The sequence below is a fragment of the Shewanella sp. ZOR0012 genome, from assembly GCF_000798835.1.
Lineage (GTDB): Bacteria > Pseudomonadota > Gammaproteobacteria > Enterobacterales > Shewanellaceae > Shewanella > Shewanella xiamenensis.
Genome location: NZ_JTLE01000094.1, coordinates 1,058,521 through 1,084,953 on the forward strand (window position 1 = coordinate 1,058,521; position 26,433 = coordinate 1,084,953).

Here is a 26,433-nt window from a genome sequence, read left to right on the forward strand (position 1 = left end):
TTCGCCTCCGAGTAAACGCAATAGGCTACATGTCACATGTGGTCTTGCCAATAAAAAAATCCCGACAGCAAAAAGTGCGCTGTCGGGGGGCTTCAAGGGTGGAGCTGTAGGTGCTATTGCACTGTGTCCTTGGGTTGATGACGGGTTACGAACATCAAAATCAGTAAAACCACTAATAACAAGCCAGTACCCATCAGTAGGGCGTAATCTTCTAATTGCAGTATTGAGTACAACACCGCATACAAGCTCACCAGCATAGTGCCTACTATCGCGCCACGTTTAACGCTAGCGGTGGCACTGCCCACATAAGCGGATACCGACAGCACAGGAATACAGGCGGCAATCAGATAGGCTTGCAGGAAGGCGAGGTGCTCCGAGAGTGACAGTAACAGCAGGTAGAACAGGGCCATCGCACTGCCAACCAGCATATATTGCACTGTGCTTAGGCTGGTCTTTTGTCCCAGTTCAAAAATAAATAACATGATAAAAGTCAGTACGATAAACAGCAGGCCGTATTTAACTGAGCGCTCAATCTTGCCGTAATGGGTCACTGGCTCAAATAACATGGCATTGGCCACGACTTCGGTAAGCGTCGACTGATTACTCTTAATAAACTCCTGCGGATAGTTGCGAGTTAAGTGACTGATATTCCAGTTGGCGGTAAATCCGTTGGTAGTGATTTCGCGCTCTGCTGGGAGTAAGCCTTTAAAACTCGGGTGCGGCCAGTCGGCATGGATATTCAACAAGGTTTGCTCACCTAATGGCAGGGCACTAATCGACTGAGAGCCGCGCAGTGTCATGGCAAAGTTCACGCTAAAATCACTTGCTTCGCCGACTTGGATCCCTTGGTTAAAGCCTTTCTCTAGACCACCAGTCGTCAAGCCAGTGCCCGACATCAGCGAGCCAGATAGTAAGACTGAATCGCCTGTCACCTCAATCTTTTCCACTTTATCAATTGCTTGGTTTGATGACACACCAAAGACTAAACGGGCATTTTTGTTATCAAAGGCGATAAGGTTAGGAATGTCATAACGATTTAAGCGAAAGTCAGCCTGCCCCGTAAGCGCCGCGTTATACACCAGCGATTGATAAATGCCACGGGTACGGAAATCATGTTTTAGGTCTAAATCGAGAGTGAGCTTTTTCGGCAGAATCACCAGCTCATCTTGATAGGTGCGCTTCACTTCGTGGCGGGTTTTGCCGTCGTTACTGACTTCTTCCTGCATCACAAAATAACTGTAGGGGATTACCAACGCTGGGCCCGAGAGGGTTTGCTGCTCGCCCCATGAGCGGCCGATTTCATCGACCACACTGTTGTAAAGCATTTCGCGATCGGACGTCATATCCATAATGATCCCGAGCGGTAGCAAGGCCACAATCGACAGTATGCCAATGGTGATGGCTTTTAATAAGGTGGTGTTTTTTAATGCCGTTCCCTTTGCAGTGGTTGCTGCCCACGGCTCTTGTGTTGACATATCGGTTCCTTGATCACGATTGAGTTTTTTAAGGAGTGCGCGCGCCACTAAATAGATAGCGCCGCCAAACAGCGCCAAACTCAGTAACGTGAGCACCCAGAAAATAATGTTAAACATGGATTTCATTCCCTATGAAATACGCGCGAGTCGCCATTGCATACTATTGGGCTAACTCGATATTACGGCGGGTATTAAAGCAGATTTGCCCACGGAAGTTGCGGGCAAGTTGCTGATCAATAGTGGCAAAATTATGGCAATCGCCTTTAAGTGCGCTAAAACCTATTTTGAACTGGTGCGTTGTTTGCCAAATTTCGGGTGTTTAGCCTCAAAGTCATCTTCCTTGCGGATATGTTTGAGTAGCGTCTCAAGACATTCTTTAAAGACATCGATTTCTTCGGAGTAGACGGCGGCATGGTGTGAAAACCATTGGTGTTTTTCACGCTCACGATTATTGCAGTCCGGCCAAATACGTAGCTCATACTCATCGCCAATCACGACAATCGCATAGTCGATTGCGCCATTGCTAAAGGTGATGCATTGGGGCAGATACACGGGCGCTTCACCTTTGAATAGCTCGTACCAAATGGCTTCACTGCGCCAAGAGACTATGGGTAAAGGCGCTTTGATGGAGCAGCCAATCGATTGATGTTGGTTAAACAGGACTGCCTTAATATCGTCGATGCTGAAAGGTTGTAACTCGCCATTCTTTTCACCGAGTGAGTACAGCATATTCATTAAAAATGGCAGTTTAGTACCATTGCCGGTTTTACGGCCGCAGAGTTTGGCTTCGCGGTAATAGATATTCATTCATCAATCCTTAATGAGGGGCTAACCTTTGTAAGAGGGAGTTGTTTGACTCGAGGTAAGCGATAGCCCTAAGCGAGGAAATGCCCTATGTTAACTCAAGTTGTACGCGAGCTGACAAATTCACGCTAAGTTTACGAAATATCCGACAAAAGTAAGAGGATTATCCTTTTGATCATCTGTCAGTCATGGCATCAATCTTTGGGCGCAATTGTTTTTGAGCATTTTGGGAGAATTTATGTCGAGTCCTTTTTCACCCCGTGAGTGGTTGCAATTGAATATGCAACAGCAGGGCTTATTACAACCGCAGACTTCGGTCTGTGAGCTGATTAGCCGTCTCGGGTATGTGCAAATCGATTCGATTAATGTGGTCGAGCGGGCGCACCACCATGTGTTGCATAGCCGGATACCACAGTATCAACCGCAGATGTTAGATACTGCGCTGGCACAGGGCGAGATTTTTGAATATTGGTCCCATGCGGCGGCATATTTACCCATTGCCGACTACCGTTTTAGTTTGCAACGTAAACAACAGCTGCAAAATGGCGGCAAACATTGGTTTGAGCCAGACGATAAGGTGATGCAGGAAGTGCGCGCCCGCATTCGCGCCGAAGGACCACTGAAGGCCAGTGACTTTGAACATGCAGAAGGCAAAAACGGTGCCTGGTGGGATTGGAAGCCCGCCAAAAAGGCGCTAGAGCAGTTGTTTATGCGCGGCGAGTTAATGGTGGTGCGCAGGGAGAAATTTCAAAAATGTTATGATCTTACCGAGCGCGTGCTGCCAGAGCATATCAATACCCAAGCGCCAAGCGAGAGCGAATTTGCTCGCCACTTGATTGAGCGTTATCTCGCTGCCCATGCCTTTGGCTCGGCAGCGCAAATCGCTTATCTGCGCAAAGGCATAAAAGCTAATGTGAATGAGCAATTAGCCGCTATGCAGTCTCAAGGTGAGTTGGCAAGCTTTAAGGCGGAAGGGCAATGGTATTTTTATCGCCCCGAGCTGCAAATAACCGCTGCAATACCCAATCGAGTCTGGTTACTCAATCCCTTCGATAATCTATTAATTCAGCGGCAGCGATTAAAGCAATGGTTTGATTTTGATTATCAAATTGAAGTCTATGTGCCCGCCGAAAAACGCCAATATGGCTATTACTCCCTCGCGATTTTGTGGCGTGACTGCTTTGTTGGTCGAGTGGATGTGAAAGCCGAGCGGCAAAGCGGTTTACTGTTATTACAACAGCTGACTTTAGAAGAGGGATTTAGCGGCATGGATGATGGCTTTTGTGCGGCATTTGAGGCGGCAGTTACTGAGTATGCGCGTTTTAATGGTTGCAGCCGCTGGAAACTGGTGAAGGCTAACCATAAGGAATTTAAACAACTATACGCACGGCAGCAGAAGATCTAATCGGGATCTTTGTCATTATCTGGGCGTTTGTCTTTAGGCGGTACATCCATCCAGCGAAAGCACAGGTACAGCAGTGCTAAAAAGAGCAGCGGCAGGGTGGCATAGGCTAAGGATAATGAACTGTTCTCCGCCCGCGCGAGCCAGTAGCAGGGAATGTACACTAAGGGATAGGCAAGGGTTCCCCACAGAAAACTCTTATTCATCAGCCGGTAAAACCAGTGCACGTTAATCGTGGTTCGGCTGGCAAGTCCCATCAGGCTGGCGAGGACTACAAAGGGATAGCTGAGCAGTGGCAGGCCGCCAAGGAGCAATAATCCCCAAAGCAGATAGTCCTGATTAAAAGTGGTGCTTGCGATATCCATGGCTTTCTTCCCTGACGATTCGAACTCTGGCGCTAGGTCTAAGCGCCGACGGCTATTCTTACTCGTTAAGCCCTTGCTGCATCTTAAGCCAAAAGCCTTGTTGGCAGAGATTGCTAAAGGACTTTTGCTGCGGCGAAATCGCGATATTGGCGGTGACGACTCGATAACTCAACCAATAATCCTCACAAACCGCGTTTGGCTCATCAGCTTGTTTATCTTGCTCGCTTAACAGACTGACCACAACCCCGTTGTTGAAGTGATATAAGGTCAAAGATTCACACATTTCAGCATTATCGTCTCGATAACTTTGCTGCTCTTGGGTGTGGCTCACCACTGACACTGGGCTAGGATAGCCTTGAATAGCAAGGATGTAGCTGGCGAGTTGTTGCATTATTTCCCTAAGTGACTTAATGCTTGAAGTGTTAAAACAAAAAAGCACAGCTGCGCCATCGCTAACTGTGCTCTTTCAAACACGCATTATAAGTTAGTCCGCGGCGTTTAGCTTTTTCTCAAGCTCATTCACTTGTGCTTGCAGGGCTTCTAATTTCTCGCGGGTTTTCAGTAATACATGCTGCTGTACTTCAAATTCCTCGCGGGACACCATATCCAACTTGAGCAATTGATTTTGCAGCACTTGCTTGCTGCGCTCTTCAAATTCGCCGGCAAATTGCTTAAGACCGCTGGGCAGGCTATCGCTCAGTTGCTTCGCCATTTCTTCGATTTTCTTTGGATTGATCATCTTCTTGTCCGCCTCTTTACTGAATGGGTGGATTGTAACCTAGTACGTTGGCTTTCAAAAGAAAACCGCCTTGCAAAACCTACGTCTTAAGGGACGTGGGTTTTACTTGGATGCGGTTAGCTGTTGTGGGCTAGCCCGTCGGTATCTTCGTCAAACACGGGCAAAGGCTCATGTTTTTCAGCAAGATAGGTATAAATCACCGGTAATACAAACAGGGTAAAAATGGTCCCAATCGATAAACCAGCGACAATCACAATACCGATATTAAAGCGTGCTACCGCCCCAGCGCCGGAAGCAAATAATAGCGGCAATAGACCCGCAATCATCGCTGCAGTGGTCATTAAAATCGGGCGTAAGCGGATGGTTGCCGCCAGTTTAATCGCCTCAAGTTTAGATAGCCCACGGTGGAGTTGTTCCTCTTTGGCCACTTCGCACATCAAGATCCCGTGTTTAGTGATAAGACCCACTAACGTAATTAATCCTACCTGGGTGTAGATATTAATTTTGGCTAAGCCAAATACATGGGTCCACCCGAGTACAATCAAGGCGCCGCTAATCGCCAACGGTACAGATACCAAGATGACTAAGGGATCTTTAAGGCTTTCAAATTGGCTGGCGAGTACTAAGAAAATAATCGCAATTGCCAGCAAGAAAGTGGCATAAAGTGCCGATCCTTCAGTGACAAACTGGCGCGCTTCACCGAGGAAGTCGTAGCTATAACCTTTAGGTAACTCATTATCGCCAATATTTTGCAAAAAGCTGATGGCATCACCAATGGCTACGCCTGGCGCGGCTACACCACCCACAGTCAAGGCATTCATTTGGTTAAAGTGCGGCAGTGAGCGAGGCTCGGCCACCATTTCAATATCAACCAAGCTGGATAGCGGAATGGATTTACCATCGGCGGCTTTGACATAGTAATTAGCCAGCGATTCTGGGTTCGCCCGCAGTTTACGCTCCACCTGTGGGATCACTTCGTAGGAGCGACCATCCAAGTTAATGCGATTCACATAGCCATCACTCATCATGGTGGCGAGTGTGATCCCGATATCTTGCATGGTCACGCCGTAGGTCCCGGCTAAGTCACGCTTGATATGCAGTTTCATGGTGCCTGAATCGAATTTCAGGTTGATTTCTGAGTACACAAACAAGGGACTCTTTTGCACCTTTTCCAGTACGCCTGTACCGATTTGAAAGAGGCTAGCGAAGGAGTTTGATGTGGTAATCACAAACTGAATCGGTAAACCACTCGACGCCCCAGGCAGTTCAGGCATTTGGAACGTTGTAATCGCCATTCCAGGAATGTGCTTCACTTCTTTAGCAAAAAACTCCTGCATTTGTTTTTGGCTCTTATCCCGCTCACTCCAAGGCACTAATGGCGCGATCCCGAAGGCTTGGCTGGAACTTGGTACGCCCACAAAGGCGAGTGACGCGGCTGATTCAGGCTGTGCCTTAATCATATCCGTGACTAAGCCCATATTGGCTTGGATGTAGTCCAAGTTGGCAGTCGAAGGTGCCGTGCCCATCATCATTACCACGCCTTTATCTTCGTTGGGCGCCAGTTCTGATGGGATAAACTTAAACAGTACTGGCAGTGAAGCGAACACGATAATCGCAAAGGCGACGATGACAGGGCGATGTAACATCACCGCATCTAGCATGTTGCTGTAACGGCGAGTCAGCCCCGTGAGGAAGTTTTCGACTCCCATTTCGAACCGATTAGGTGCGGTATGGGGTTTGAGTATTTTGGCACACATCATGGGTGACAGTGTCAGTGCCACTATGCCCGAGATAAACACAGAACCTGCGAGTGTAAGGGCAAACTCCTTAAATAATGAGCCGGTGATCCCGCCCATTAAGGCAATCGGCGCATAAACCGCGGCGAGGGTAATGGTCATGGAGATCACTGGCACCGCGATTTCGCGGGTACCGATAATCGCGGCTCTAAAGGGCGATTCACCCAGCTTGATATGTCTGTCGACGTTTTCGACCACCACAATCGCATCGTCAACCACCAAACCAATGGCGAGCACCATGGCCAGTAGGGTCATGAGATTGAGCGTAAAACCAAACATCTGCATGATGATGGCAACCCCAATCAGCGAGAGCGGAATGGTCACAATCGGGATCACCACGGCGCGAAGCGAACCTAAGAAGAGAGTGATTACCACGATAACAATAATCGCGGCTTCACCAATGGTTTTAACCACTTCTTTAATCGATTCATCAATTGCGAGTGAGGAGTCGTACAGAATGCTCGATTCAATGGATGGCGGTAAGTTACGCTCAATTTCAGGTAACAGGGCGCGGGTATCAGCCGCAACGGTAAGCGGGTTAGCCGTTGGCGTGACATCAAGGCCGATGACCACGGCTTCTTTGCCATTGGCTAAGGCGCGGTAGATATCATGACTCTTTTCGAGGCTAACATCGGCAATATCACCGAGACGAACGACTAAACCATCTTTACTGCCGATCACTAAGCGTTTTAACTCTTCGATGGTGGCAACTTGAGTGTCTGCGGTGCCGTTAAAAAGGGTGTAAACACTGTTGGTTTGACCTACCGCTGACTGGTAGTTGTTCGCCTGCAATACTTGCATTACATCGCTGGAGGAGAGGTTAAATGCCCCCATTCTGGCGGGATCGAGCCAAATACGCATGGCGTATTTAATACCGCCGTATAAATTCACTTTAGCAACGCCGTCAATGGTAAAGAGCTGAGGTTTGACGACGCGCTCAAGGTAATCCGTTAGCTGGCTTGAGTTAATCTGATCACTAAAAAATGAAATATACAGTACAGAGGTTTGCGAGCCAGTGGACATTTCAACACTGGGATCTTCAGCCTCTTTGGGCAGTTGCGATCTTACTGAGTTCACCTTGGCGAGAATATCGGCCAAGGCGCCATTCGGATCGGTATTGAGCTTCATATACACCGAAATTTTCGAGGTGCCGAGGAAGCTCTCTGAGGTCATAAAGTCAACGTTATCGGCCTGCGCTAAGGCTTGCTCTAACGGTTGAGTAATAAAACCTTGGATTAGATTTGCATCCGCGCCGTAATAACTGGTCGATACCGTGACTACGGTATTCGTCATCTTCGGATATTCACGCACTTGCATGCTATTGAGGGCATTAAAGCCTAACAGCAGCAAGAGAAAGCTGATTGAGGCGGCGAGTACGGGTCGCCTAATAAAGATATCTGTAAAGCGCATTATCTTGCTCCTATTACAGCTTTGGCATAGTGTCGGAGTGGGTCAGGGCTTGGTCTTCAACCACTGTCACTTTACTGTTGTTACTGAGGCGAATTTGCCCTGAGGTGACAATGCGATCTCCCGCTTTTAACGCTCCACTCACCAGCGCGTTATTGCCGTTACGCTCTAATACCGTCAGGTTGATTTGCTCGACTCTAGCCAGCTTTTTACCGTTTTCTTCGACCTCTTTGATGAGGTAAATAGAGTTACCATAAAGGGTAAAGTTGATGGCGGTTTGTGGCAGTACAAACTGATCGTTCAGTTCTGGCAATAGGATGGATACTCGGGCAAACATCCCGCTACGCAGTTTGGCGTTATCGTTAGGAATGCGTGCTTGCACTTGGATCAGACCGCTTTGGTAAAACACGGCGGGTTCAATCGCGGCAATTTCACCTTCGAAGGGTTGCTCAGGATAAGAGTCCACAAACACATGGATTTTTTGACCTACGGCAATACGAGGTAATTGGGTTTGCGGAATAGTGAAGCGGATTTTCATTGTGCTGATATCTTCGAGACGCACAATATCGGTACCAGGCTGAAGATATTCACCTAAGTTAATGTTACGAATACCCACTAAACCACTGAAAGGCGCACTGATTTCACGGCGCTCGATAGTGGCTTTTAAACTTTCAATATCCGCCTGTAAGGCCAAGTATTTAGATTCACTATTGTCTAAATCCTGTTTAGAGACTGACTTTTGCGCATAGAGTTTTGAAAGGCGTTTGAAGTCGGCCTCAGCGGCGGGCAGTTGTACCATTTTGCTTTTAAGGTTGGCTCTTTCCACTTTGGCATCGAGTTCGGCCAGTAGTTGGCCTTTTTCCACTCGGCTACCGTTTTCAAAATTAATGCTGGTGACGCGTCCTGCTAATTCGTTGGAGATGGTCACCCCTTGATGCGGCTCAACAAAGCCAATCGCATCAATTGTGGGTTGCCACTTTTGCATATCTAATGTCATGGCTGTTACAGGAAACTCAGCCTCTGGCATATTGGCGATCGCCTCGGCGATTTTATTTTTTACCATCAGGTTAAAGCCGATCACTGAGCCAAAGGCAAGTACAGCGATCGCTAGCATACTTAGAGTCCATTTTTTCATGGTGCTAAAGATTCCTAGAGTTAAAGTTGAAGATTGATTGAAATGGCCTTTAGGCATAATTCACATGCCCGCCGGATTTCATTTTCTGTACATTCCAAATGGCCTCGCCGTAGGCGTTTGCCTATAGCGATAGCTGGCTCAAAGGCGATAGAAAACAACAAGGTATTATCAAGCTTTTGAATCATTCCTTGGTTTTTTGCCTGCTCAAATAATTGGTGTAGCGGTTGAAATATTTCTCTTTCAAATGCTTGGTGCTCAGGTGCATCTACCCCTGGGAGGTGGGAATACTGAGCAAAACTCAAATTTGCATGGGATTGTTCACGACCCAGTTCAACAATCTTGAACCATAGGCGGCGAAATTTTTCGTCAAAGCTGCCTTCATTAATGTTTTCAAGCAACTTACTGGCAATTTGTTGTAATACGTCTTTACGCAGTTCAATGATCAAATCTTCTTTATCTTTGAAGTAGCGGTAGATCGTACCTGCGGCAACGCCTGCATCTACTGCTAGTTTTTGCATTGAAAGGTTATGTAAGCCTGCTGTCGCAATGATTTTTTCGGCGGAGCGAAGTATTAAGTCACGTTTGTTATCCATTCTGCTTTCCGATATTGACATCTATGAATGAACGTTCATTCATGCTGGATTCTACTGCGCATTATCAACCTTAGCAACAAATTAGCTCAAAAAATGGCAAAAGTGTGATTTAAGAAAGTTATTTTGTAATAAGCTTGCCTGCACAATGATTGCAGCATATTTGACTGGTTTTTAGGATGTCATATTCAAATGCTTATTCATTTGAAGAGACAAGTCATTTCTATTGTTTGCTCAATTGATATCTGGGGATTTGTTGGCCTTAAAACCTTCGCTTCTGCTATGATCCGATCCCCCTTCTGAAGACTTGTTTGGATATTGCGCGACGATGAAACTCAATCCTGCCCAAAATGATGCCGTTCATTATGTTTCTGGGCCTTGCTTAGTATTAGCGGGCGCGGGCAGTGGCAAAACGCGGGTAATTATCAACAAGATTGCCTATCTAGTGCAAAAGTGTGGTTACAATGCCCGCAATATCGCCGCAGTGACGTTTACCAACAAAGCGGCGCGCGAGATGAAGGAGCGGGTCGCACAGTCTATGGGGCGTAAAGAGGCTAGAGGTTTATGGATTTCGACCTTCCATACCTTAGGTCTTGAGATTGTAAAACGTGAGCATAAAGTGCTGGGTTTAAAGCCTGGGTTCTCGTTATTCGATGACCAAGATACGCTTGCGCTCCTTAAAGAGCTGACTCAAAAAGAATTACAGGAAGATAAAGATTTACTCAAAGCCTTGGCAAGCAGCATCTCCAATTGGAAGGGCGGGCTGATTATTCCCGACCAAGCGCGCAAGCTGGCAAAGGATGAACAGCAGCAGTTGTTCGCCCTGTTGTATCAGCGTTATGCCCAGCATATGAAAGCCTACAATGCTTTGGATTTTGATGACTTAATTCTGCTGCCAACCCTATTGTTACGCCATCATGAAGAAGTGCGTACGCGCTGGCAAACCAAGATCCAATACCTGCTGGTGGACGAATATCAGGATACCAACACTTCCCAATATGAAATGGTCAAGCTACTGGTGGGCGAGCGCGCGCGTTTTACCGTGGTGGGGGACGATGACCAATCCATCTATTCGTGGCGTGGTGCTAAGCCGCAGAACTTAGTGCTGTTGGGCAAAGACTTCCCAAAGCTTAAGTTGATTAAACTTGAGCAAAATTATCGTTCTAGCCAACGCATTTTGCGGGCGGCTAACATCCTTATCGCCAACAATCCCCATGTGTATGATAAGTCACTATTTAGTGAATTAGCCTACGGCGAGCCGATGCGGGTGCTGTTTGCTGCCAATGAGGAACAAGAAGCCGAGCGCGTGGTCGCCGAAATCATTCGCCACAAATTTGTCGGCCGTACCCAATTTGGTGATTACGCAATTCTGTATCGCGGTAACCACCAGTCTCGCCTACTTGAGCGGGCGTTGATGACGAACCGTATCCCTTACAAGCTAAGCGGCGGCACTTCGTTTTTCGCCCGTGCCGAGATTAAAGACATCATGGGCTACCTTAAACTGGTGGTAAATCCTGACGATGATAACGCCTTTTTGCGGGTGGTTAACTTACCTAAACGGGGTATTGGTCCATCCACCTTGGAGCGTTTGGGTAACTTTGCCAACGAGAAACATATCTCCATGTTCGAGGCGATTTTTGATCCTGAGCTGAATCATCATTTACCACCTAATGCCATGTCAGCCTTGTATCAATTTGGCCGCTTTATTGTCGATACGGGCGAGCATGCCGAGCGGGGCGAACCGGTTGAAGCCGTAAAACAATTGATCCGTAAGATTAATTACGAAGACTATTTATACGAGACCAGTACCAGTGCGAAGGCCGCCGAAATGCGGATGAAAAACATCTCCGAGTTGTATCGCTGGGTGACGGAAATGCTCTCTGGGGATGAATTAGATGAACCTATGACCTTGCCCGAAGTGGTTAACCGCCTAACGCTTAGAGATATGATGGAGCGTAACAGCGAAGATGAAGGCGGCGATCAGGTGCAATTAATGACGCTGCATGCCTCTAAAGGGCTGGAATTCCCCTTCGTGTTTATGGTGGGGGTTGAGGAGCGCATTCTGCCGCATCAAACCAGCATAGATGAAGATAATGTTGATGAAGAACGTCGTCTTGCCTATGTGGGGATAACGCGGGCACAACGTGAGCTATGGTTCACCCTCTGCCGTGAGCGTCGCCAGTTTGGTGAAACTATGCGCTGCGAGCCGAGCCGCTTTCTGCATGAGTTACCGCAGGATGACCTTATTTGGGAAAACCGTAAGCCACAGCAAACAGAGCAAGAGCGAATGCAGACCGGGCGCAGCCATATCTCGAATTTAAGAGATATGTTTAAGAAGTCATAATTAATCATGTAATTGCAGTTTTAGGCGCAAACCTGATGCAGGGTTTCCACTAAGGTAAAAGGGTGGGCTATGGCACTACCCTGGCCGAAGCGATAACCTAGTGCATTGAATATATTGATTTGCTCAGGGTGATGAAGTCCGTCAACAAAGGTTTGTAAGTTTAAGGTTGAGGCCGCCTTTTGATAGGCAGACATCAGCTTTATGTGTTGTTCATCTTGCAGTTGTTTCGTGATATTCGCATCCAGCTTTAAGCCTTTTACAGGGAGGAATAACAAACTGTTTAACGCACTGTGGCCGCTTCCGTAGTGGCTAATCCCTAAGTTAACCCCCTGCTTATTTAATAATTCAAAGCCGCTTATGTGGTTCTCTGTTTCTTGAACTAAGGCTTTTTCATTAAAAAATAACCATAGCTGCGGGAGAGGAAGCTGAGTTTGTTTGAGCGCATTTTTAAGACCACGAAGTACATGCTTGTGTTTAAGATGTTGACTGGAAAGCATAAGGTGTAAATCAAGGTTATCTCCATGGCTCACAACGAGCTGGTGATAATGCTTATTCAGTAAGTTAATTGCATACTTATCCAACTCAACCATGAGGTTAGCTTGCTCAGCTAATTGGCTTAAAACTTCGTGCGGAATACTTCCCCATACGGGATGCTCCCAAATTAATCGACACTCAAAAGCATGGGGTTGTAGAGTCTGTAAATCAACTATTGGGAGAAGATTGAGTTGTAACTCCTCTGCTTGCAGCGCCTGTTTAAAATCATTCTCGAAGGCAATATCCTGGATTTTTTGCTGTGACGCGCTATCGTCAAAAATGACATAACAACCTTTGCCATTCGCCTTGGCTTGGTACATTGCGGTGTCGGCATTACGTAGCATCGATTCACTGGTATCTAACTTATTACCACTAATGGTTATGCCGATACTGGCACCTGAGTGAAACTCGATTGTCCCTAATTTGTAGGATTGTGAGACTTTTTGAATGACCCGTTCGGCCACATCACGGGCATCGTTGATGCCGTTGATGGTATCGAGCAGGATAACAAACTCATCGCCACCGAGCCTCGCCAAGGTATCGTTGCTACGGATGCAACCGCGTAAGCGAGTGGCGGTTTCAATTAAGAATCTATCGCCCTCCAAATGCCCCATAGTATCGTTAATCTGCTTAAAGCGGTCGAGGTCGATAAACAGCAGGGCAAACTGTTCTAGGCTATGGCGGCGAACATGTTTGATAGCCTGATTGAGACGTTCCATAAACATCGCACGATTGGGCAATCCTGTGAGCGCATCGTGTTTGGCATCATGAACGAGTTTAGCTTCCATATTACGGCGCTGACGGATCTCTTTCTCTAGGTCCTTATTGAGCTCAGCGAGTGCAGTTGTACGAGCTGCAACCTTTTCCTCTAGTTCTTCATAGCTGCGGCGTAATGACTCTGCAGCGAGTTTTTTCTCGATAGCAGCACCGATATGTTGTGACACAAAGGTGAGTAACTCCAAGTCTTTCGTTTGGTAGTTTTGGGTCATGCTAAAGCTATAAATGGTTAGCGCACCTCGTACTACATCATGGATAAACAGTGGGATACCTATCCATTGATGCATTGTTTGAGTGTGATTAAGTGTGGGTGCCTTAGCGTAAATTTCTTTTGAGGCAATCAAACCATGAATATCATTCTGGTCTAGCAGTAGTGGACGTTTGTGTTTGAGCACATACTCCGTAAGCCCATCCTGTAATGGCCGAGTCCCAGGGTGTTGGTTACCTAATTGGGAAACGTAAAACGGGAAGGTTAAGTGGGTACCTTGTTCATTTAGCAGTGCGATGTAACAGTTATTGGCAGGAATAAGGTGCCGAATCACATTATGTAGCTGTGCATAAAATTCAGGATTATCTGAACTAGAGCTTGCTAGTTCTGCTATTTCAAATAATGATTTTTGCAGCCGCTCGGCTCTGCGTCTTTCATACACTTCTTGCTTGAGCTTGTCATAGGCTTGGCTAAGCTCTTTAGTCCGTTGTTGTATTGCTTGCTCTAGCTGTTCTTGATGCTTAAGTCTTTCCATCACGCCAGCAATATGGTGACAAATAAAGGTCATTAACTCGACCTCGATATCGCCATAACTGACATTGGTATCATAGGTTTGTACTACCAGTACGGCAGTGACTATGCCTTCATGCTTGATAGGCACTCCAAGCCAAAGGTGACAAGGAGAACCTAAATTGACGATCTCCTGCGCTTCGACCAGCTCTTCAACCTTGGATTCATCGCATAGTAGGGTTTTTCCTGTGCGAAACACATAACCTGTTAATCCTTGTTGCAACAGCGTTGATAGGGATTGCTCGGGATAAAGCTGGGCAGGATGGGCATCTTTTTCATCGGCAAAGAAGGGAACCGAAATGGTGTTGGTATTGATATCGAGAGTCGCGATAAAAAAATTATCAGCAGAAATAAGCTTTTTTAGGTGGTGGTGAACCCCTAAATAGAATTCTTCAAGGGAAGGAACCTGAGTGGCAATATGGGATAATTCGAGTAACGCATTTTGAACGACTTCCGCCCGCTTGTACTTATGCGCCAAATATTTAAGGCGATTAAGTCTTTTTTTTTAAGCGTTCAAGCTCAGGAGCTCGAGGTTGGGTAGTTTCATCTTCATCCCTAAACATGATACTCACTAATCAGTTCTGCGTTAATTGTTGCCAAACGTTATAATTAGCACGAAATACCGTAACATCCAAGTCATATTTTAACTGTGTTTTCGCTGAAAAAGCATGCTAATGTATCAAAACTTGAGCAGTCAGTAAAAAAAGTGCAAAACAGCTATAGACTCAAAGGCTATTTGTCCATACTATATGCGGCGCTAACCAAGGCGAGCGCCCATAGCTCAGCTGGATAGAGCGCACCCCTCCGGAGGGTGAGGCCGAAGGTTCGAATCCTTTTGGGCGCACCATCTCTCCGAATGAGTTGTGAGCTTGAGGTTAGCAGTAAAGTGAAATTCAGTGGTGATTGTAGCTCAGTTGGTAGAGTCCCGGATTGTGATTCCGGTTGTCGTGGGTTCGAGCCCCATCAGTCACCCCATTTCATTTAACATCTCGGTGATTAGCGCAGTCCGATAGCGCATCCAGATTTTTGGATAAGAGCGGACCAGAGGGTTTTACTCTCTTTAGCTAAAGTAAATTTCGGTGATTAGCGCAGTCCGGTAGCGCATCTGGTTTGGGACCAGAGGGTCAGAGGTTCGAATCCTCTATCACCGACCACATTCTTCGCATAACTAGCGCGTTTGAGTTTTCAAGCAAATAGTTAACAGTTACGGTGATTAGCGCAGTCCGGTAGCGCATCTGGTTTGGGACCAGAGGGTCAGAGGTTCGAATCCTCTATCACCGACCAATTACACTGAAGCCTCAGAATTTCGAAAGAAGTACTGAGGCTTTTTTGTATTTGTCTCTTGGTACTGTTTTGCTATTCGTATCTTGCTGGCTCGTTGTGATTGCATGACATGGTGCTGCGAGGATTCAAGGCCGTTAGCAACATCTCAAATAATTAAGGCTCCCGAAGGAGCCTTAATCAATGGTATTCGATTTAGTCGATATTTTCTGGCGGGACAATGAAGCCCTGATAGGCATCCGTTTTTAGCTCATTGAAGCGCTCTAGCTGAGCCTTTTCTTGAATTCCTGTCACTATCACCTGAATATCTAATCCTCTAGCTACATTGATAATCGCACGGCAGAGCTCGCTATTATGTGATGCTTCGTCATAGTAAGAGAAAGATTGGTCAAGTTTAACGTAACTTGGTCTTAGCTCTTGGAGGTAAGACATGGAGCCAAATTGTCTACCAAAATGGTCAATACCAAATTTAGCACCATTGTCCCTAATAATATTGCAAAGGCGAGTACAGGATTCTAAGTCGCTATAAACCCCTGCTTCAGGGATCTCAAAGCAAATCCGTTCAACCTGCTGAGCCGTGCGCAGGAAGTGATTAAGCCAGTCGTGGAACTGTGTATCACTAATACTTTGATGCGTTAAGTTTATCGCTAAAGGCTCGTAATGACGCTCAAGCAGTTTTTGCTCGTAGACAGTCTCAATGAGGCATTTATCGAGTAATGAGCCGAGTGACAGTAGCTCTATGTAAGGCATAAACTGGCCAGCATGAGCGAGCTTATCACCCAACTCGAGTTGGCAATAGAGCTCTCTTTGGCTCACGCCATCGCCATTACAAAATTGGATAGGTTGCCAACGGAACTTGAACTTTTTGTTGCTAATCGCGTGGCTAAGGTTGTCACGCCATTGTTCTCGGGTGAAAAGTTGTTGTTCAGTTGTCTCGAACCAATGGAAGGTTTTATTCTCTTTGAGCGCTTTTTGCAGAGCGTTGTCTGCTTGGGCAAGAATATCGGAGACCTTCATTTGGCCAATCCGTTCAGCCACCCCAATCGCAAAATTCTCATTGGGCTTACAACCTGCTTTTGATATTTCTTGATTGATTGTGCGGATCAGCGTTTGCAAATATTTGCTAATTTGATCATGTTCTACATCGGTTACAAGGAAGGCAAACTCAAATGCGGCAATACGCGCAACCACAGAGGGGGTGATCTCATTTAATTGCTGGACTAGTTTTTCGGCCAATAGGCGAATGGTTTCATCGCGAACCTGATAGCCATATTTACTGTGAACTTCTTCGAGCCAGTCTAACTTAGCTAAGAACAGGGCGCCGCTGCTCGGTTCGCTTAACCAGCCATTGAGACGGCTCACCACATATTGGCGATTAGGCAGTCCTGAGGCGGGGTCTGTGAGATTCTTTTTGCGTAAAGTACCTACCTCCTCATCGAGTGATTGGAAGAGCTGTTTTAGTTGAGCTGACATGCTATTGAACGCGGTAACGAGATCTTTGAGTTCTGTGGTTTTAGGCAAAGGCATATCTGGCCCAAACTGGCGAGCCGCAATCCTTTTAGCATGATCAGATAAAGCGTGTAGTGGTTTTAAAATCCAAGTTAATCCTAATCTTGCGGTAAAAATAGCGACTAAAAACAGCAACGAAAAGGCGATAATAGTATTGGACATGATGCGCCATAATTCATGGTAACCAAATCCTGGGTGCGCAGTGATTTCAAGCTGAGCTAGCTGTAACCATCCAGAGGTAATCGTGCTTTCTTTTTTGATGGTTTTAAATAGGTTCAAATTGATAAACCATTGAGGTACATCATCAATTTTAATAGGGTTAGCCCATTCTTGCTGTTTACCGTCAACCATCCACGTCAGTTTAATATTTTTATAATAGCCGCCTTCAAAAATAACGTTGACTAAGGTTTCTGCGGCTGCAGTATCACCCGCCTCAAGCGCGGGAGTTAGCATTAATCCAAGCGAGGTACTGGTATTGTTTAGATCCGATTCCATTTGCTTGGTCAAAAAGCTTTGAGTCTCAGTAAATTGCACATAGCCAAGACTTGCTACTACTAACAAGAATAGGCTAAAAAGCAGCGAATAAATCTGTCTAAACAGTGTCATCTTGGGTGCTACTCCAGTTTTAATTTGGGCTGTCTTAAGCGATCAACCCCTAACCTATGGTTTAGGTCATTCCATTTTTCGAGTCGTGTTGACGAGCCAGCTAAAACGCCTCGTCCCTGTTCTTTGTTAAGCCATAACTGTTTACCGTTAAAGCTGTATACGGGTATAAGATCTTTACGCTGAGTTGCGGGTTTGATGACATGATCAAGATTATCAAGCACTAAAGGGATGGAGGAAGGGGTATCATAGTAAGCTAATACCATATGATACTGATTAACACTGGTTGCTTTAACCATGGTGATCCGCATTTTATCCTCGGGCACACCTAATTGAAGCAGTGTAAAATACTTGGCGATTGAAAAATCCTCACAATCTCCACCATTGACTCCAATAAACTCCATTGGAGTGGCCCAATAGTTTGATTCTCCCCATAATTTTATATCATCAACGAAACGAAATAAGTTAAAAAAGTTATTAACTTTCAATAGCTTGTCTTTTTCGTCAACCGTGTTTGCCTCTGCTAATACTTTAAACCAAGCTCTTGCTCGCATTCCTGCTCGCTCACCATAGCGTTTTTCTAGCGTTGAGGTGATTTTTGCTTCATCGAGTGTTTGGGTCGGTGCCGCATACAGGCAACTAATCCCCAACGCAGACGCAATTAGGCTTGAGCGGCAGGCGCGAAAAAATGCATTTATATCCTTTGGCCTGCCGTTCATAACCTACTCTGTTAGCCCTTATTTGGTGTCATCGACGGAATAAATCGTCCACTTCATATCTGTAGCGGTGTCATCACCCGTCACTTCAGCGACGACTCGGCGATTACGAATTTCTGCTTCAGGTGTCTGTTCTAAAACGACTGGACGACTTGAGCCATATCCTATGGCGGTGAGTCGGCTTCTGTCGATACCAAAACGTTCGGCAAGAACGGCGGTAACGGCATCAGCACGTTCCTGTGATAATACCGAGTTTCTTTCATCTGTACCCGTACGACTTGTGTGTCCTTCAATGGTCACCTTCGTTGTGGGGTATTGACGTAAGAATATTGCGATCTCTTCAATTTGCGGGTAATAATCAGGTGCAATGTATGCTGAGTTATTGGGAAATAATACATTGATTTCCTTACGCTCATTAATTGATTTGATCTGACCACAGCCGTAGTTATCCGTGCCTGCACCTTTAACAGTATCGTTGCAGCGTTCACGGGCTTCAACTACTCCATCACTATCCTTATCGGAAAGATCGTATGCTTGAGTTGTTGTCATATCTTCAATATTGACTGTATCACGCATGGAACAACCTGCTAAAAGCGCCACGCTAAGGAATAGGATAGTGGTTTTCATTGGTTGGCTCCTCCTTCGTAGCTACGCTCTCCGCGCCATGCTTCCGGACGCGTCACTTTCAGTGAGTCGAGTAAGCGGCCTGTCGCGTTAAGCACGCGATATTTAGCAATGATTTCATCATATTCAGCTTGTAAGTAGTCCTTACGTGCTTCGAACAATTCATTCTCAGTATCAAGTAAGTCGAGTAAGCTGCGTTGACCAAGGTTAAATTGCTGCGCATAAGCGGACTGAGTATCTTTGGCTGCAATGACATGGTCACGAATGTATTGCTTTTGAGGTGCTAACATTTCGTACGCGTTCCAAGCTAGATTGACGCCCTCAACGACTTCTCTTTGAGCGCGTTGACGGATTTCTTTGGCTTCACCCAGCTTATAGGCTGATTCTTTTTCACGAGCGAGGTCTTTACCGCCAGCGAAGAGGTTATATCTTACTCGCACCATGGCGACGATGTCGTTGCTATAACCACCTACATTTTGGCTCGCTAATGCACTTACGCCATCTTCGCCACCCACATCATTGTTCCAGCTACCATTTAGCTCTAACGAAACTTGCGGGTAATAGTTGGCTTGGGCGGATGAACGCTCATTTTCAGCAGCACGAATATCGTTTGCTGCAGATTTAAGGATAGGATGATTTTTCTCTGCGTCAGCTAAGCTACTGTTTAAATCCTTTGGTAACATATCGGCATCTGGAACGGGTTGAATTAAGTCAACTGGGTCGGCAGACACAACTCGGATAAATTGCGCTTTAGCATCGAGCAAATTATTTCGAGCAGAAATCACATTCGCATTTGCCCTTGCAAGACGGCCTGATATTTGTGATAGATCGGCTGTTGAGCCTAGACCTGAATCAGTACGTTGCTTGATTTGATCATAAATTTCTTTATGGCTGTTAAGATTTTTTTCAGCCAGTTTCAACACTTCATCAGTACGAAGGTAGTTGAGATAGACTTTGCTGACATCCAATGCCATATCTTCAGCAGCAGCAAGTAAGGCCCACTGGTCTGCACTGGCTTCAAAGCTATAACGGTCAACTTCACTGCTGGTATAAAAACCATCAAAAAGCATTTGTTTTAGGCTAATACCAAACTCACCGCGGTTGAGTTCCGCGACGCCATTGCTATCAACATCGCCGACGTTTTTGCGTCGACGGGTTGATACGCTATCCGTCTGCTCGTAGCCATAGCCACCAGTGAGATCGACTGTTGGCATATAACCAGCAATTGCCTGATTTACTTGCTCTTCTCTCGCTTTGAATCGGTTAAACGCCACTCGTAGATCTGGGTTGGTATCGAGCGTGTGCGCAACCGCTTGCTCAAGCGTTTGGCTTTGAGCCGATAGTGGAAGCAAGATAGCTGACAGCAGAACCGCTATTTTTGAACATTGAAATTGTCGTCTTACTAAAGTCTTCATTGCAAACCTCCCGGTTTATAACAGGCTTAACGCTCTCTGAGCGCTGTGTCCTTAGCCCTTAAAATTGGATTTAAAATGTACTCAAGAATGGATCTTTGTCCGGTGATAACGTCAACGCTAGTTAACATCCCCGGTATAATTGGCATCTCTGTGCCATCGTCTTTTATCAAACTCGATTCTTCGGTTCTTACCTTTATAAGGTAGAAGCTATTTCCTTCTTCGTCCTGTGATGTATCGGCACTAATATGCTCTACTGTACCTTTAAGACCACCGTAACGGGTAAAGTCATAGGCAGTCACCTTAACTACTGCAGGTAAGCCTGTATGTAAAAACGCAATATCCTTAGGTAAGATCTTGGTTTCTATCAGTAACTGGTCTTCAGATGGCACGATTTCAACTATATCAACTCCGGGTTGAACCACGCCTCCTAAGGTGTTGATATGCACAGTCTTAATGGTGCCGTTTACAGGGGAAGTTATAATCGCTTTGCTAACCTTATCTTGGGCTCCCACCTGTGCTTCGTTCATTCTGGATAAACGGGTTTGTGTTTCGTTAAGTTGTGCACGAAGATCTGCAGCGTAAACAAATACCGCTTCACGGCGCTTTAATATTGCTTCATCTAATGCTGCTTTCAGTTTCGGCCTAAGCAGTCTCAATGAGTTTAATTCCCCCTGAGCATCGTTCACTGCGCGTTCGAGTTTAAGTAATTCAACTTCGGGCACAATCCCTTTTTTAGCCAGAGGCCTCGTAAGCTCTAACTCCCTAGAAATCAACTGCATACTGGTTGTTAAGGTCGTCGTTTTTGAGGCAAGGTCATCGATTTCTTGTTGCCTTTGTTGTATCTGACGAACCAGAATCTCCAGTTGGTTGCTCAGATTATCTAAGCGACCGTTATATTCTTCCTGTTGTCTTTTCACTAGGGCGGGTTCAGCCTCATGAATACTATCGGGAAATACTAAAGCTTTTTTGGTAATTTTAACTTGTTCACGCCAGTCAGAAGTCATATCTGAGATAAGAATGCTATCTAATTCTGCGCGCATTCGGATGGCATTGGTTTTTAAGCCAAAGACCTCTTGCTCTTGCTGGGCAAAATCGGAGCGAAAGCGGGTATCATCAATCCGTACAAGTGGCTGACCTTTAGTGACAATATCACCCTCTCTCACAAAGAGTTCTTGCATGATACCGCCGTCAAGACTTTGAATGACTTGAACTTGAGAAGAAGGGATAACTTTCCCTGAACCCGTTGTCACCTTATCCAGTTTGGCAAAACCTGCCCAAAGTAGAAAACACACAACCATGGCAGCTAACGCCCATATGATGAGCCTATGTCCACTTGGGGCATCTGTCATCATGGCACCGTAAACATCATCAACCATGTCTAAATCATTTGCCGTTAGATTTTTACTCATTGTCTGGAGCCTCCATTTACAAGGCCAAAATTGAGTTTTTCTAACACTTCAGCTTTAGGACCATCAGCAACAACATGTCCCCTTTCAAGCACAATAATACGGTCAACTAATTGTAATAAATGCATTTTGTGAGTGATTAATAGCAAGGTTCGATCCTTGCTGACATTTTGCATTGAGCGAATAAACTGTTGTTCTGCTCTCGCATCTAAACTGGCTGTAGGCTCATCCATTAGCAATACTGGCGGATCGTTGAGAGTCGCCCGAGCTAGGGCAACGGTTTGTCTTTGTCCACGACTAAGAGACATGCCACCTTCGCCGACTTGTTGATCTAGGCCTTCAGCCTCCAAATGGGTGAACTGACTGACACCTGAAAGCTGTACTGCACGGATAAGTTGATGCTCTGTCACTTGGCGAGTACCAAAGAGAATGTTATCTCTTATGGTACCGTGGAAGAGGGTGACGTCCTGCGGTAAGTAACCAAAGTTACGGCGCAGATCGCTAGGATGAATTTGTGCCGAATCGACCCCATCGTAACGTAGGCTACCGGTTGTGGGTTGGAACAGTCCAACGAGAAGTTTGGCTAAGGTACTTTTACCTGAACCATTACGACCGATAATTGCAACCCTTTCACCTGGGTTGATGGTTAATGAGAGCGGGTGAAGCACTGGCTTTTCTGAGCCGGGATAACTAAATCCAACATGGTCAGCATTAATTTTCCCGATTAAACGCTGCTTACTCACCAAGTGGCCTTTATTTTCAAACTCATCTTCCTGCACCATGAGCTCATTGAGTTGACGCAGTGCACTGGCTGTGTGGTTGGCGCGCGTCATCAGTCCTGCAAGTTGTGCCATTGGCGCTATTGCTCTACTCGATAACATCACCGCAGCGATGATCCCCCCCATAGATATAGCGTTATCAGACACACGATAAACGCCTAAAATCACCACACATACAACGGAAAATTGCACAATAAAGTTAGCGAAATTTGAGACTGAGTTAGACAGTTTTTTGGATCTTAATTGCCAGTTAGCGCTATGGCCGATCATTTGTTGCCAACTTTTTTGGACAATACCTTCTGCGCCGTTGGCTTTTATAGACTCTAACGCCGAAAGACTTTCTATCAAATGCCCATGTTTTAAGCTGGAAAACTTATTACCTTCTTCAATCGCCGCTTTTAATTTAGGTTGGGTATAAAGTGTAAAGCCGATAATGATCAAGCCTCCCACGACAGGGATCACGGCTAAATCACCTGCAACAATATAAATCACGATAAGGAAAAAGAGTGCGAAAGGAAGATCGACAAGTGTTGTTATCGTTGCTGAAGTTAAAATTTCCCGAATATTGTCAAATTCTCCCAGTTGTTTTGCCATACCACCAATGCTTGGGGAACGTTTTTCCAATGGAATACCAATTGCTTTGGCAAATAGCTTCGACGAGACAATGATATCAACTTTTTTCCCAGCCACATCAATTAGGTAGCTTCTAAGTTGCCGCATAACAAGGTCAAATAAATAGGCAATTGATGCGCCAATCGCTAATACCCAAAGGGAGTCAAAAGCTAAATTAGGTACGACTTTGTCGTACACATTCATAATAAACAGGGGAGAAACTAAGGCAAATATGTTGACCAACACCGAGGCGATTAACGCATCTCGATAAATGGGCGCGGAGTCTTTTAAGGTTTGAACTAACCAGTGGGTTTTATTATCGTGCAAATAGACATCAAACCCCATGTCGCCACGATATTCTTGTTTGACTAAGAACAAATAGCCGACATACAAAGTTTCAAGTGACTCAATGGTGAGTTTTTCTTCACCGCCCGTTTCTGGCAGTTGGATGATTGCTCTATCTGACTCGAGGTCTAATTCCCGCAGAATACAGGCTTTCTTGTCTTTTAATAATAAAATACAGGGTAGCAGTATCGGCGAGATCTCATTTAAACCCTTACGAGATAATTTTGCTGCTAACCCTGCACGAGATGCTGCTTGAGGAAGCAGGTCGGGTGTTAATACCGCTCCAGACAAAGGCAAGCCTGCCGCAAGTGATTCACTTGAGCATGGATTACCAAAATGTTCAGTCAGAAGCACTAAACAATCTAGCAGTGGGTCAACAATTACTCGCTGTGATGCGGATATCGTCCACTGCTCAACTTTTTCAGACGCTGTAACAGGCACCTAATTATCTATCCTTTGATTTTTTATTTACTTATCAGAAGTATCGGTCATGATGGCCTATATTTCTATAGGCCATCCGAACTGATTTTTTATTAAGGAATGATATTGTTGTGTGGATCGGTCAGTGGTGTCACTCCTTGAGGTGCATCAGGTGTTACTGGTGGCGCTGTATCAATAATGAGTGGGCCATTACCATTGCTTCCGAGCAATCCATTAATAATACCCGCATTATCCGTTGCACCAAATTGGCTATAGAGGTTAACCCCATCAAGCACAATGTGTTGATCGAACGTGCCATCCTTGTTTGCATCGATATCGATCACGGTTGAACCATTGTTTAAGCTAAAGCTTAGATAGCTTTCTAACGTATTCGCCGTTTCACCCTGGAGTAAGTCGCTTAGATCGAGCTTATCTTCACCGACCTTAAAGTCCATAATATGGTCAGTACCTTTGTCGGCATCAGCATAGCGCCATACGAAGGTGTCTGCGCCACTATCGCCACGTAGTACATCATCACCAAGGCCACCAATTAAGGTATCATTGCCTTCACCGCCGCGAAGCGCATCGTTATGGCTGCCGCCGTCAATATAATCATTTCCTGTATGACCATAGAGAATGTCAGAGCCGGATTGACCATAAATTCGGTCATCACCGCTGCCACCGTTCACAACATCAGCTCTTTGAGATGCAACATCATTGGCTAATAACAAGCCATCGTTATCAACGATGCTATTTGTACCGCTTAATGTGCCTGTCATTATATGGTGAGTTGATAGAGCATTCACTGATAACTCGAGTTGATCATCAGTTCCATAACCAATTGCACCAGTTTTGCCAGCGTATATAACGTCATCGCCCCTACCTGTTTCGATATGGTCGTTACCATCACCTCCACTTACAATTTGAGCATCAGTAGTGCTATAGCTCTTTTTGTTAGCTCCAGAAGAAACAATTTTTTGTTCACTGCTGTTTGTAATGATGCCACTTAAACCACCACCAAAAGTAACATTTAGACGATTGTGACTGGATGAGTTTTCACCATTTGTCACAACGATAGTATCATTCAAACTAGAACCTTGAGTTGTAAACGCATTGGCATCGACAAGGTTGACGCCATCAGCATTTACGGGGCTCACATTAATTTTTAGTGTTGCACTTGATCTATCTCCATCACCATCTTGCATAGTGTAGGTAAAGGTTTCTGTTGCACCAGAGGCTGGGATTAGATCTGCACTCGCAGTCAATTGATAGTGATAGGTTCCATCAGCATAAAGTATCAATGTGCCGTAAAGACCATTAATAGTTGTACCTACATGGCCCGATACGCCCGTATTTGTATGGTCACCATTAGCAACTCCAATGACTGTAACAGCAGTATCTGCACCAGTTGTATCATTGGTTAGTACATTGCCATCGGTATGCGGCAACGTATATCCATTACCCGCCACCATACGAACCACTAGTTGATAGCTAGTTGCATCATTTTCATTGGTATAAATCGAAGTAACTATATTGCCATTACTATCTTTAAAACCAATGACTTGCATTGTGTAAACTTGACCTTCGTAATTAAAGGTTACACTTGTTTGCCCTACAGTCACTATATCCCTAGGATCTGGACCATCGTTCGGCGTTTCATTATGGCTAAAGTTGAGTGTTAAAGTTACAGGTGTTGTAACACCATAGGCATCAGTCACATTAAAAGTGATTTGCATTGTTGCAGATGTGATAGATGTGCCTGAATCAATCGGGTAGTTATAGTGAGTGAAAGTACCAAGTACTATATCTTGGTTTAGTGATAATGAGCCATTTAGAGCGGCATCATTGTCAGCAAAACCATATCCCGATTGACTTCCATTATAGCTCGCAGGATCACCCCAGCGGACTTGATCTTTGCCGCTATCATTGTCAGGACCATCAAACTTCCTGACATCTGAGCCGCCGTTGATAGTTGTCCAATTTGCCACAATACCGGAGAAGTTAAAGGAGTCTAAAACTACTTCTAGTTGGTCAGTATCATTATGCGCAGTAGCAACATCATCATGGACGGTCGTTGTTATTGTCGTTGTCGCAAAATCGCCATCGGTGTCGATAGCCTTAACTTGGAAATTATCATTAAGCGTATCACTTCCTTGCGTAGAATGAGTTTGAGCATGGGTAAGAGTATAGGTGTATTGCAACTGACCATTGCTATAACCAGTAATGTAAAGCGTTCCATTAGCACCAGCAATAACAATTGGGGATGTTAATGATGCACTTAGTAGTGTTGCTAATGTTAAAGTTGAGGTTATGCCAACAGAGTTTGTAACTTCTATTCTATTTAACCCATCATTAGCCGTAATACTCATGCTGCCTTGAGCAGATGTTTGTCCTGTACTCGGATTACCGGTGCCATTTGCTAAAGCCGACTCATAAACATTTAATGGTCCAACCGTATTAATGATCGTCACTGGATCATCTGCGGGGGTGACAGTGATAGTCAGGGTCGCTATGGCACCGGTGTTGGTGGTGTACGTAATGACTGGAACTGCACCGTTCCAGTTGGCATTAGGTGTA

At 45.5% G+C, this 26,433-nt stretch carries 17 protein-coding genes, 4 tRNA genes and 1 pseudogene; 6 read left to right on the forward strand and 16 right to left on the reverse strand.

Translation table 11 applies throughout. The annotated features are described in order from the left end of the window. Nucleotides 1-113: 113 nt before the first annotated feature. Together creD and L976_RS06360 are read right to left on the reverse strand one after the other, a co-directional pair. Nucleotides 114-1,592, reverse strand: a complete 1,479-nt coding sequence (gene creD / locus L976_RS06355; RefSeq protein ID WP_047535288.1) for a cell envelope integrity protein CreD — start codon at nucleotides 1,590-1,592, stop codon at nucleotides 114-116. A 162-nt stretch (nucleotides 1,593-1,754) separates the two neighbouring features. Further along, nucleotides 1,755-2,282 carry a hypothetical protein gene (locus tag L976_RS06360; protein WP_037423373.1) on the reverse strand — a complete coding sequence of 176 codons (528 nt, stop codon included), beginning with the start codon at nucleotides 2,280-2,282 and terminating at the stop codon, nucleotides 1,755-1,757. 235 nt (nucleotides 2,283-2,517) lie between these two features. Between L976_RS06360 and L976_RS06365 the strand changes: the two genes are divergently transcribed. Next, complete coding sequence (locus tag L976_RS06365; protein ID WP_047535291.1) at nucleotides 2,518-3,684, forward strand: winged helix-turn-helix domain-containing protein; 1,167 nt, start codon at nucleotides 2,518-2,520, stop codon at nucleotides 3,682-3,684. Here L976_RS06365 and L976_RS06370 read toward each other — a convergent pair. From L976_RS06370 to L976_RS06395, 6 genes are all read right to left on the reverse strand, one after another. Then, entirely contained in the window at nucleotides 3,681-4,046 is a 366-nt protein-coding gene (locus L976_RS06370) for a hypothetical protein (protein WP_037423378.1), read from the reverse strand. The two genes, L976_RS06365 and L976_RS06370, sit on opposite strands and share 4 nt — an antisense overlap. Nucleotides 4,047-4,104: 58 nt before the next feature. Next, nucleotides 4,105-4,437, reverse strand: a complete 333-nt coding sequence (locus L976_RS06375; protein WP_023266072.1) for a hypothetical protein — start codon at nucleotides 4,435-4,437, stop codon at nucleotides 4,105-4,107. Between the two features lie 93 nt (nucleotides 4,438-4,530). Then, nucleotides 4,531-4,785 (reverse strand): ubiquinone biosynthesis accessory factor UbiK, encoded by a 255-nt coding sequence (gene ubiK, locus L976_RS06380; RefSeq protein WP_023266071.1) that lies wholly within the window; start codon nucleotides 4,783-4,785, stop codon nucleotides 4,531-4,533. Nucleotides 4,786-4,901: 116 nt separating this feature from the next. Next, on the reverse strand, nucleotides 4,902-7,991 hold the full coding sequence (locus L976_RS06385) for a multidrug efflux RND transporter permease subunit (RefSeq protein ID WP_047535294.1): 3,090 nt from the start codon (nucleotides 7,989-7,991) through the stop codon (nucleotides 4,902-4,904). Between the two features lie 13 nt (nucleotides 7,992-8,004). Further along, the gene (locus L976_RS06390; protein ID WP_037423385.1) at nucleotides 8,005-9,123 is read right to left on the reverse strand and encodes an efflux RND transporter periplasmic adaptor subunit; all 1,119 of its coding nucleotides are present in this window, start codon (nucleotides 9,121-9,123) and stop codon (nucleotides 8,005-8,007) included. 20 nt (nucleotides 9,124-9,143) lie between these two features. Next, a complete protein-coding gene (locus tag L976_RS06395) occupies nucleotides 9,144-9,716 on the reverse strand; it encodes a TetR/AcrR family transcriptional regulator (protein WP_037423387.1) in 573 nt (190 codons plus the stop codon). Between the two features lie 325 nt (nucleotides 9,717-10,041). Between L976_RS06395 and rep the strand changes: the two genes are divergently transcribed. Continuing rightward, complete coding sequence (gene rep / locus L976_RS06400; protein WP_037423389.1) at nucleotides 10,042-12,057, forward strand: DNA helicase Rep; 2,016 nt, start codon at nucleotides 10,042-10,044, stop codon at nucleotides 12,055-12,057. Between the two features lie 20 nt (nucleotides 12,058-12,077). Here the strand turns inward: rep and L976_RS06405 are convergent. Further along, nucleotides 12,078-14,709 (reverse strand): annotated as a pseudogene (locus L976_RS06405) (diguanylate cyclase domain-containing protein). A 207-nt stretch (nucleotides 14,710-14,916) separates the two neighbouring features. Here L976_RS06405 and L976_RS06410 point away from each other — a divergent pair. The 4 genes from L976_RS06410 to L976_RS06425 all read left to right on the forward strand — a co-directional run bounded on the left by L976_RS06410 (nucleotide 14,917) and on the right by L976_RS06425 (nucleotide 15,430). Then, nucleotides 14,917-14,993, forward strand: a tRNA-Arg gene (locus L976_RS06410). Nucleotides 14,994-15,045: 52 nt separating this feature from the next. Further along, nucleotides 15,046-15,121: transfer RNA gene (locus tag L976_RS06415), tRNA-His, on the forward strand. Nucleotides 15,122-15,223: 102 nt separating this feature from the next. Beyond that, nucleotides 15,224-15,300: transfer RNA gene (locus L976_RS06420), tRNA-Pro, on the forward strand. 53 nt (nucleotides 15,301-15,353) lie between these two features. Further along, nucleotides 15,354-15,430 (forward strand) — tRNA-Pro (locus L976_RS06425). Nucleotides 15,431-15,622: 192 nt separating this feature from the next. Here the strand turns inward: L976_RS06425 and L976_RS06430 are convergent. The 7 genes from L976_RS06430 to L976_RS06460 all read right to left on the reverse strand — a co-directional run. Continuing rightward, entirely contained in the window at nucleotides 15,623-17,542 is a 1,920-nt protein-coding gene (locus L976_RS06430; protein WP_047535297.1) for a bifunctional diguanylate cyclase/phosphodiesterase, read from the reverse strand. Nucleotides 17,543-17,550: 8 nt separating this feature from the next. Continuing rightward, nucleotides 17,551-18,258: a transglutaminase-like cysteine peptidase gene (locus tag L976_RS06435; RefSeq protein WP_047535300.1), complete on the reverse strand. Its 708-nt coding sequence runs from the start codon at nucleotides 18,256-18,258 to the stop codon at nucleotides 17,551-17,553. Between the two features lie 18 nt (nucleotides 18,259-18,276). Continuing rightward, on the reverse strand, nucleotides 18,277-18,882 hold the full coding sequence (locus L976_RS06440) for an OmpA family protein (protein WP_047535304.1): 606 nt from the start codon (nucleotides 18,880-18,882) through the stop codon (nucleotides 18,277-18,279). Next, nucleotides 18,879-20,294: a type I protein secretion system protein AggA gene (aggA, locus tag L976_RS06445; protein ID WP_047535307.1), complete on the reverse strand. Its 1,416-nt coding sequence runs from the start codon at nucleotides 20,292-20,294 to the stop codon at nucleotides 18,879-18,881. Before aggA ends, L976_RS06440 begins: the two co-directional genes overlap by 4 nt. Nucleotides 20,295-20,320: 26 nt before the next feature. Further along, the gene (locus L976_RS06450; protein ID WP_037423406.1) at nucleotides 20,321-21,703 is read right to left on the reverse strand and encodes an HlyD family type I secretion periplasmic adaptor subunit; all 1,383 of its coding nucleotides are present in this window, start codon (nucleotides 21,701-21,703) and stop codon (nucleotides 20,321-20,323) included. Beyond that, entirely contained in the window at nucleotides 21,700-23,877 is a 2,178-nt protein-coding gene (locus L976_RS06455; protein WP_047535309.1) for a type I secretion system permease/ATPase, read from the reverse strand. The genes L976_RS06450 and L976_RS06455 overlap by 4 nt, the downstream gene beginning before the upstream one ends. A gap of 92 nt (nucleotides 23,878-23,969) precedes the next feature. Next, nucleotides 23,970-26,433, reverse strand: a 2,464-nt coding sequence (locus tag L976_RS06460) for a choice-of-anchor K domain-containing protein (protein ID WP_156143236.1), incomplete at its 5' end; no start/stop codon positions are given.

Excerpts from the sequence above, each read along its gene's own strand:
- ubiK (WP_023266071.1), bottom strand. The coding sequence starts at position 4,785 with ATGATCAATCCAAAGAAAATCGAAGAAATGGCGAAGCAACTGAGCGAT.
- L976_RS06385 (WP_047535294.1), bottom strand. The coding sequence starts at position 7,991 with ATGCGCTTTACAGATATCTTTATTAGGCGACCCGTACTCGCCGCCTCA.
- L976_RS06375 (WP_023266072.1), bottom strand. The coding sequence starts at position 4,437 with ATGCAACAACTCGCCAGCTACATCCTTGCTATTCAAGGCTATCCTAGC.
- creD (WP_047535288.1), bottom strand. The coding sequence starts at position 1,592 with ATGTTTAACATTATTTTCTGGGTGCTCACGTTACTGAGTTTGGCGCTG.
- rep (WP_037423389.1), top strand. The coding sequence starts at position 10,042 with ATGAAACTCAATCCTGCCCAAAATGATGCCGTTCATTATGTTTCTGGG.
- L976_RS06395 (WP_037423387.1), bottom strand. The coding sequence starts at position 9,716 with ATGGATAACAAACGTGACTTAATACTTCGCTCCGCCGAAAAAATCATT.
- L976_RS06430 (WP_047535297.1), bottom strand. The coding sequence starts at position 17,542 with ATGACACTGTTTAGACAGATTTATTCGCTGCTTTTTAGCCTATTCTTG.
- L976_RS06450 (WP_037423406.1), bottom strand. The coding sequence starts at position 21,703 with ATGAGTAAAAATCTAACGGCAAATGATTTAGACATGGTTGATGATGTT.
- aggA (WP_047535307.1), bottom strand. The coding sequence starts at position 20,294 with ATGAAGACTTTAGTAAGACGACAATTTCAATGTTCAAAAATAGCGGTT.
- L976_RS06370 (WP_037423378.1), bottom strand. The coding sequence starts at position 4,046 with ATGGATATCGCAAGCACCACTTTTAATCAGGACTATCTGCTTTGGGGA.
- L976_RS06360 (WP_037423373.1), bottom strand. The coding sequence starts at position 2,282 with ATGAATATCTATTACCGCGAAGCCAAACTCTGCGGCCGTAAAACCGGC.
- L976_RS06365 (WP_047535291.1), top strand. The coding sequence starts at position 2,518 with ATGTCGAGTCCTTTTTCACCCCGTGAGTGGTTGCAATTGAATATGCAA.
- L976_RS06435 (WP_047535300.1), bottom strand. The coding sequence starts at position 18,258 with ATGAACGGCAGGCCAAAGGATATAAATGCATTTTTTCGCGCCTGCCGC.
- L976_RS06390 (WP_037423385.1), bottom strand. The coding sequence starts at position 9,123 with ATGAAAAAATGGACTCTAAGTATGCTAGCGATCGCTGTACTTGCCTTT.
- L976_RS06440 (WP_047535304.1), bottom strand. The coding sequence starts at position 18,882 with ATGAAAACCACTATCCTATTCCTTAGCGTGGCGCTTTTAGCAGGTTGT.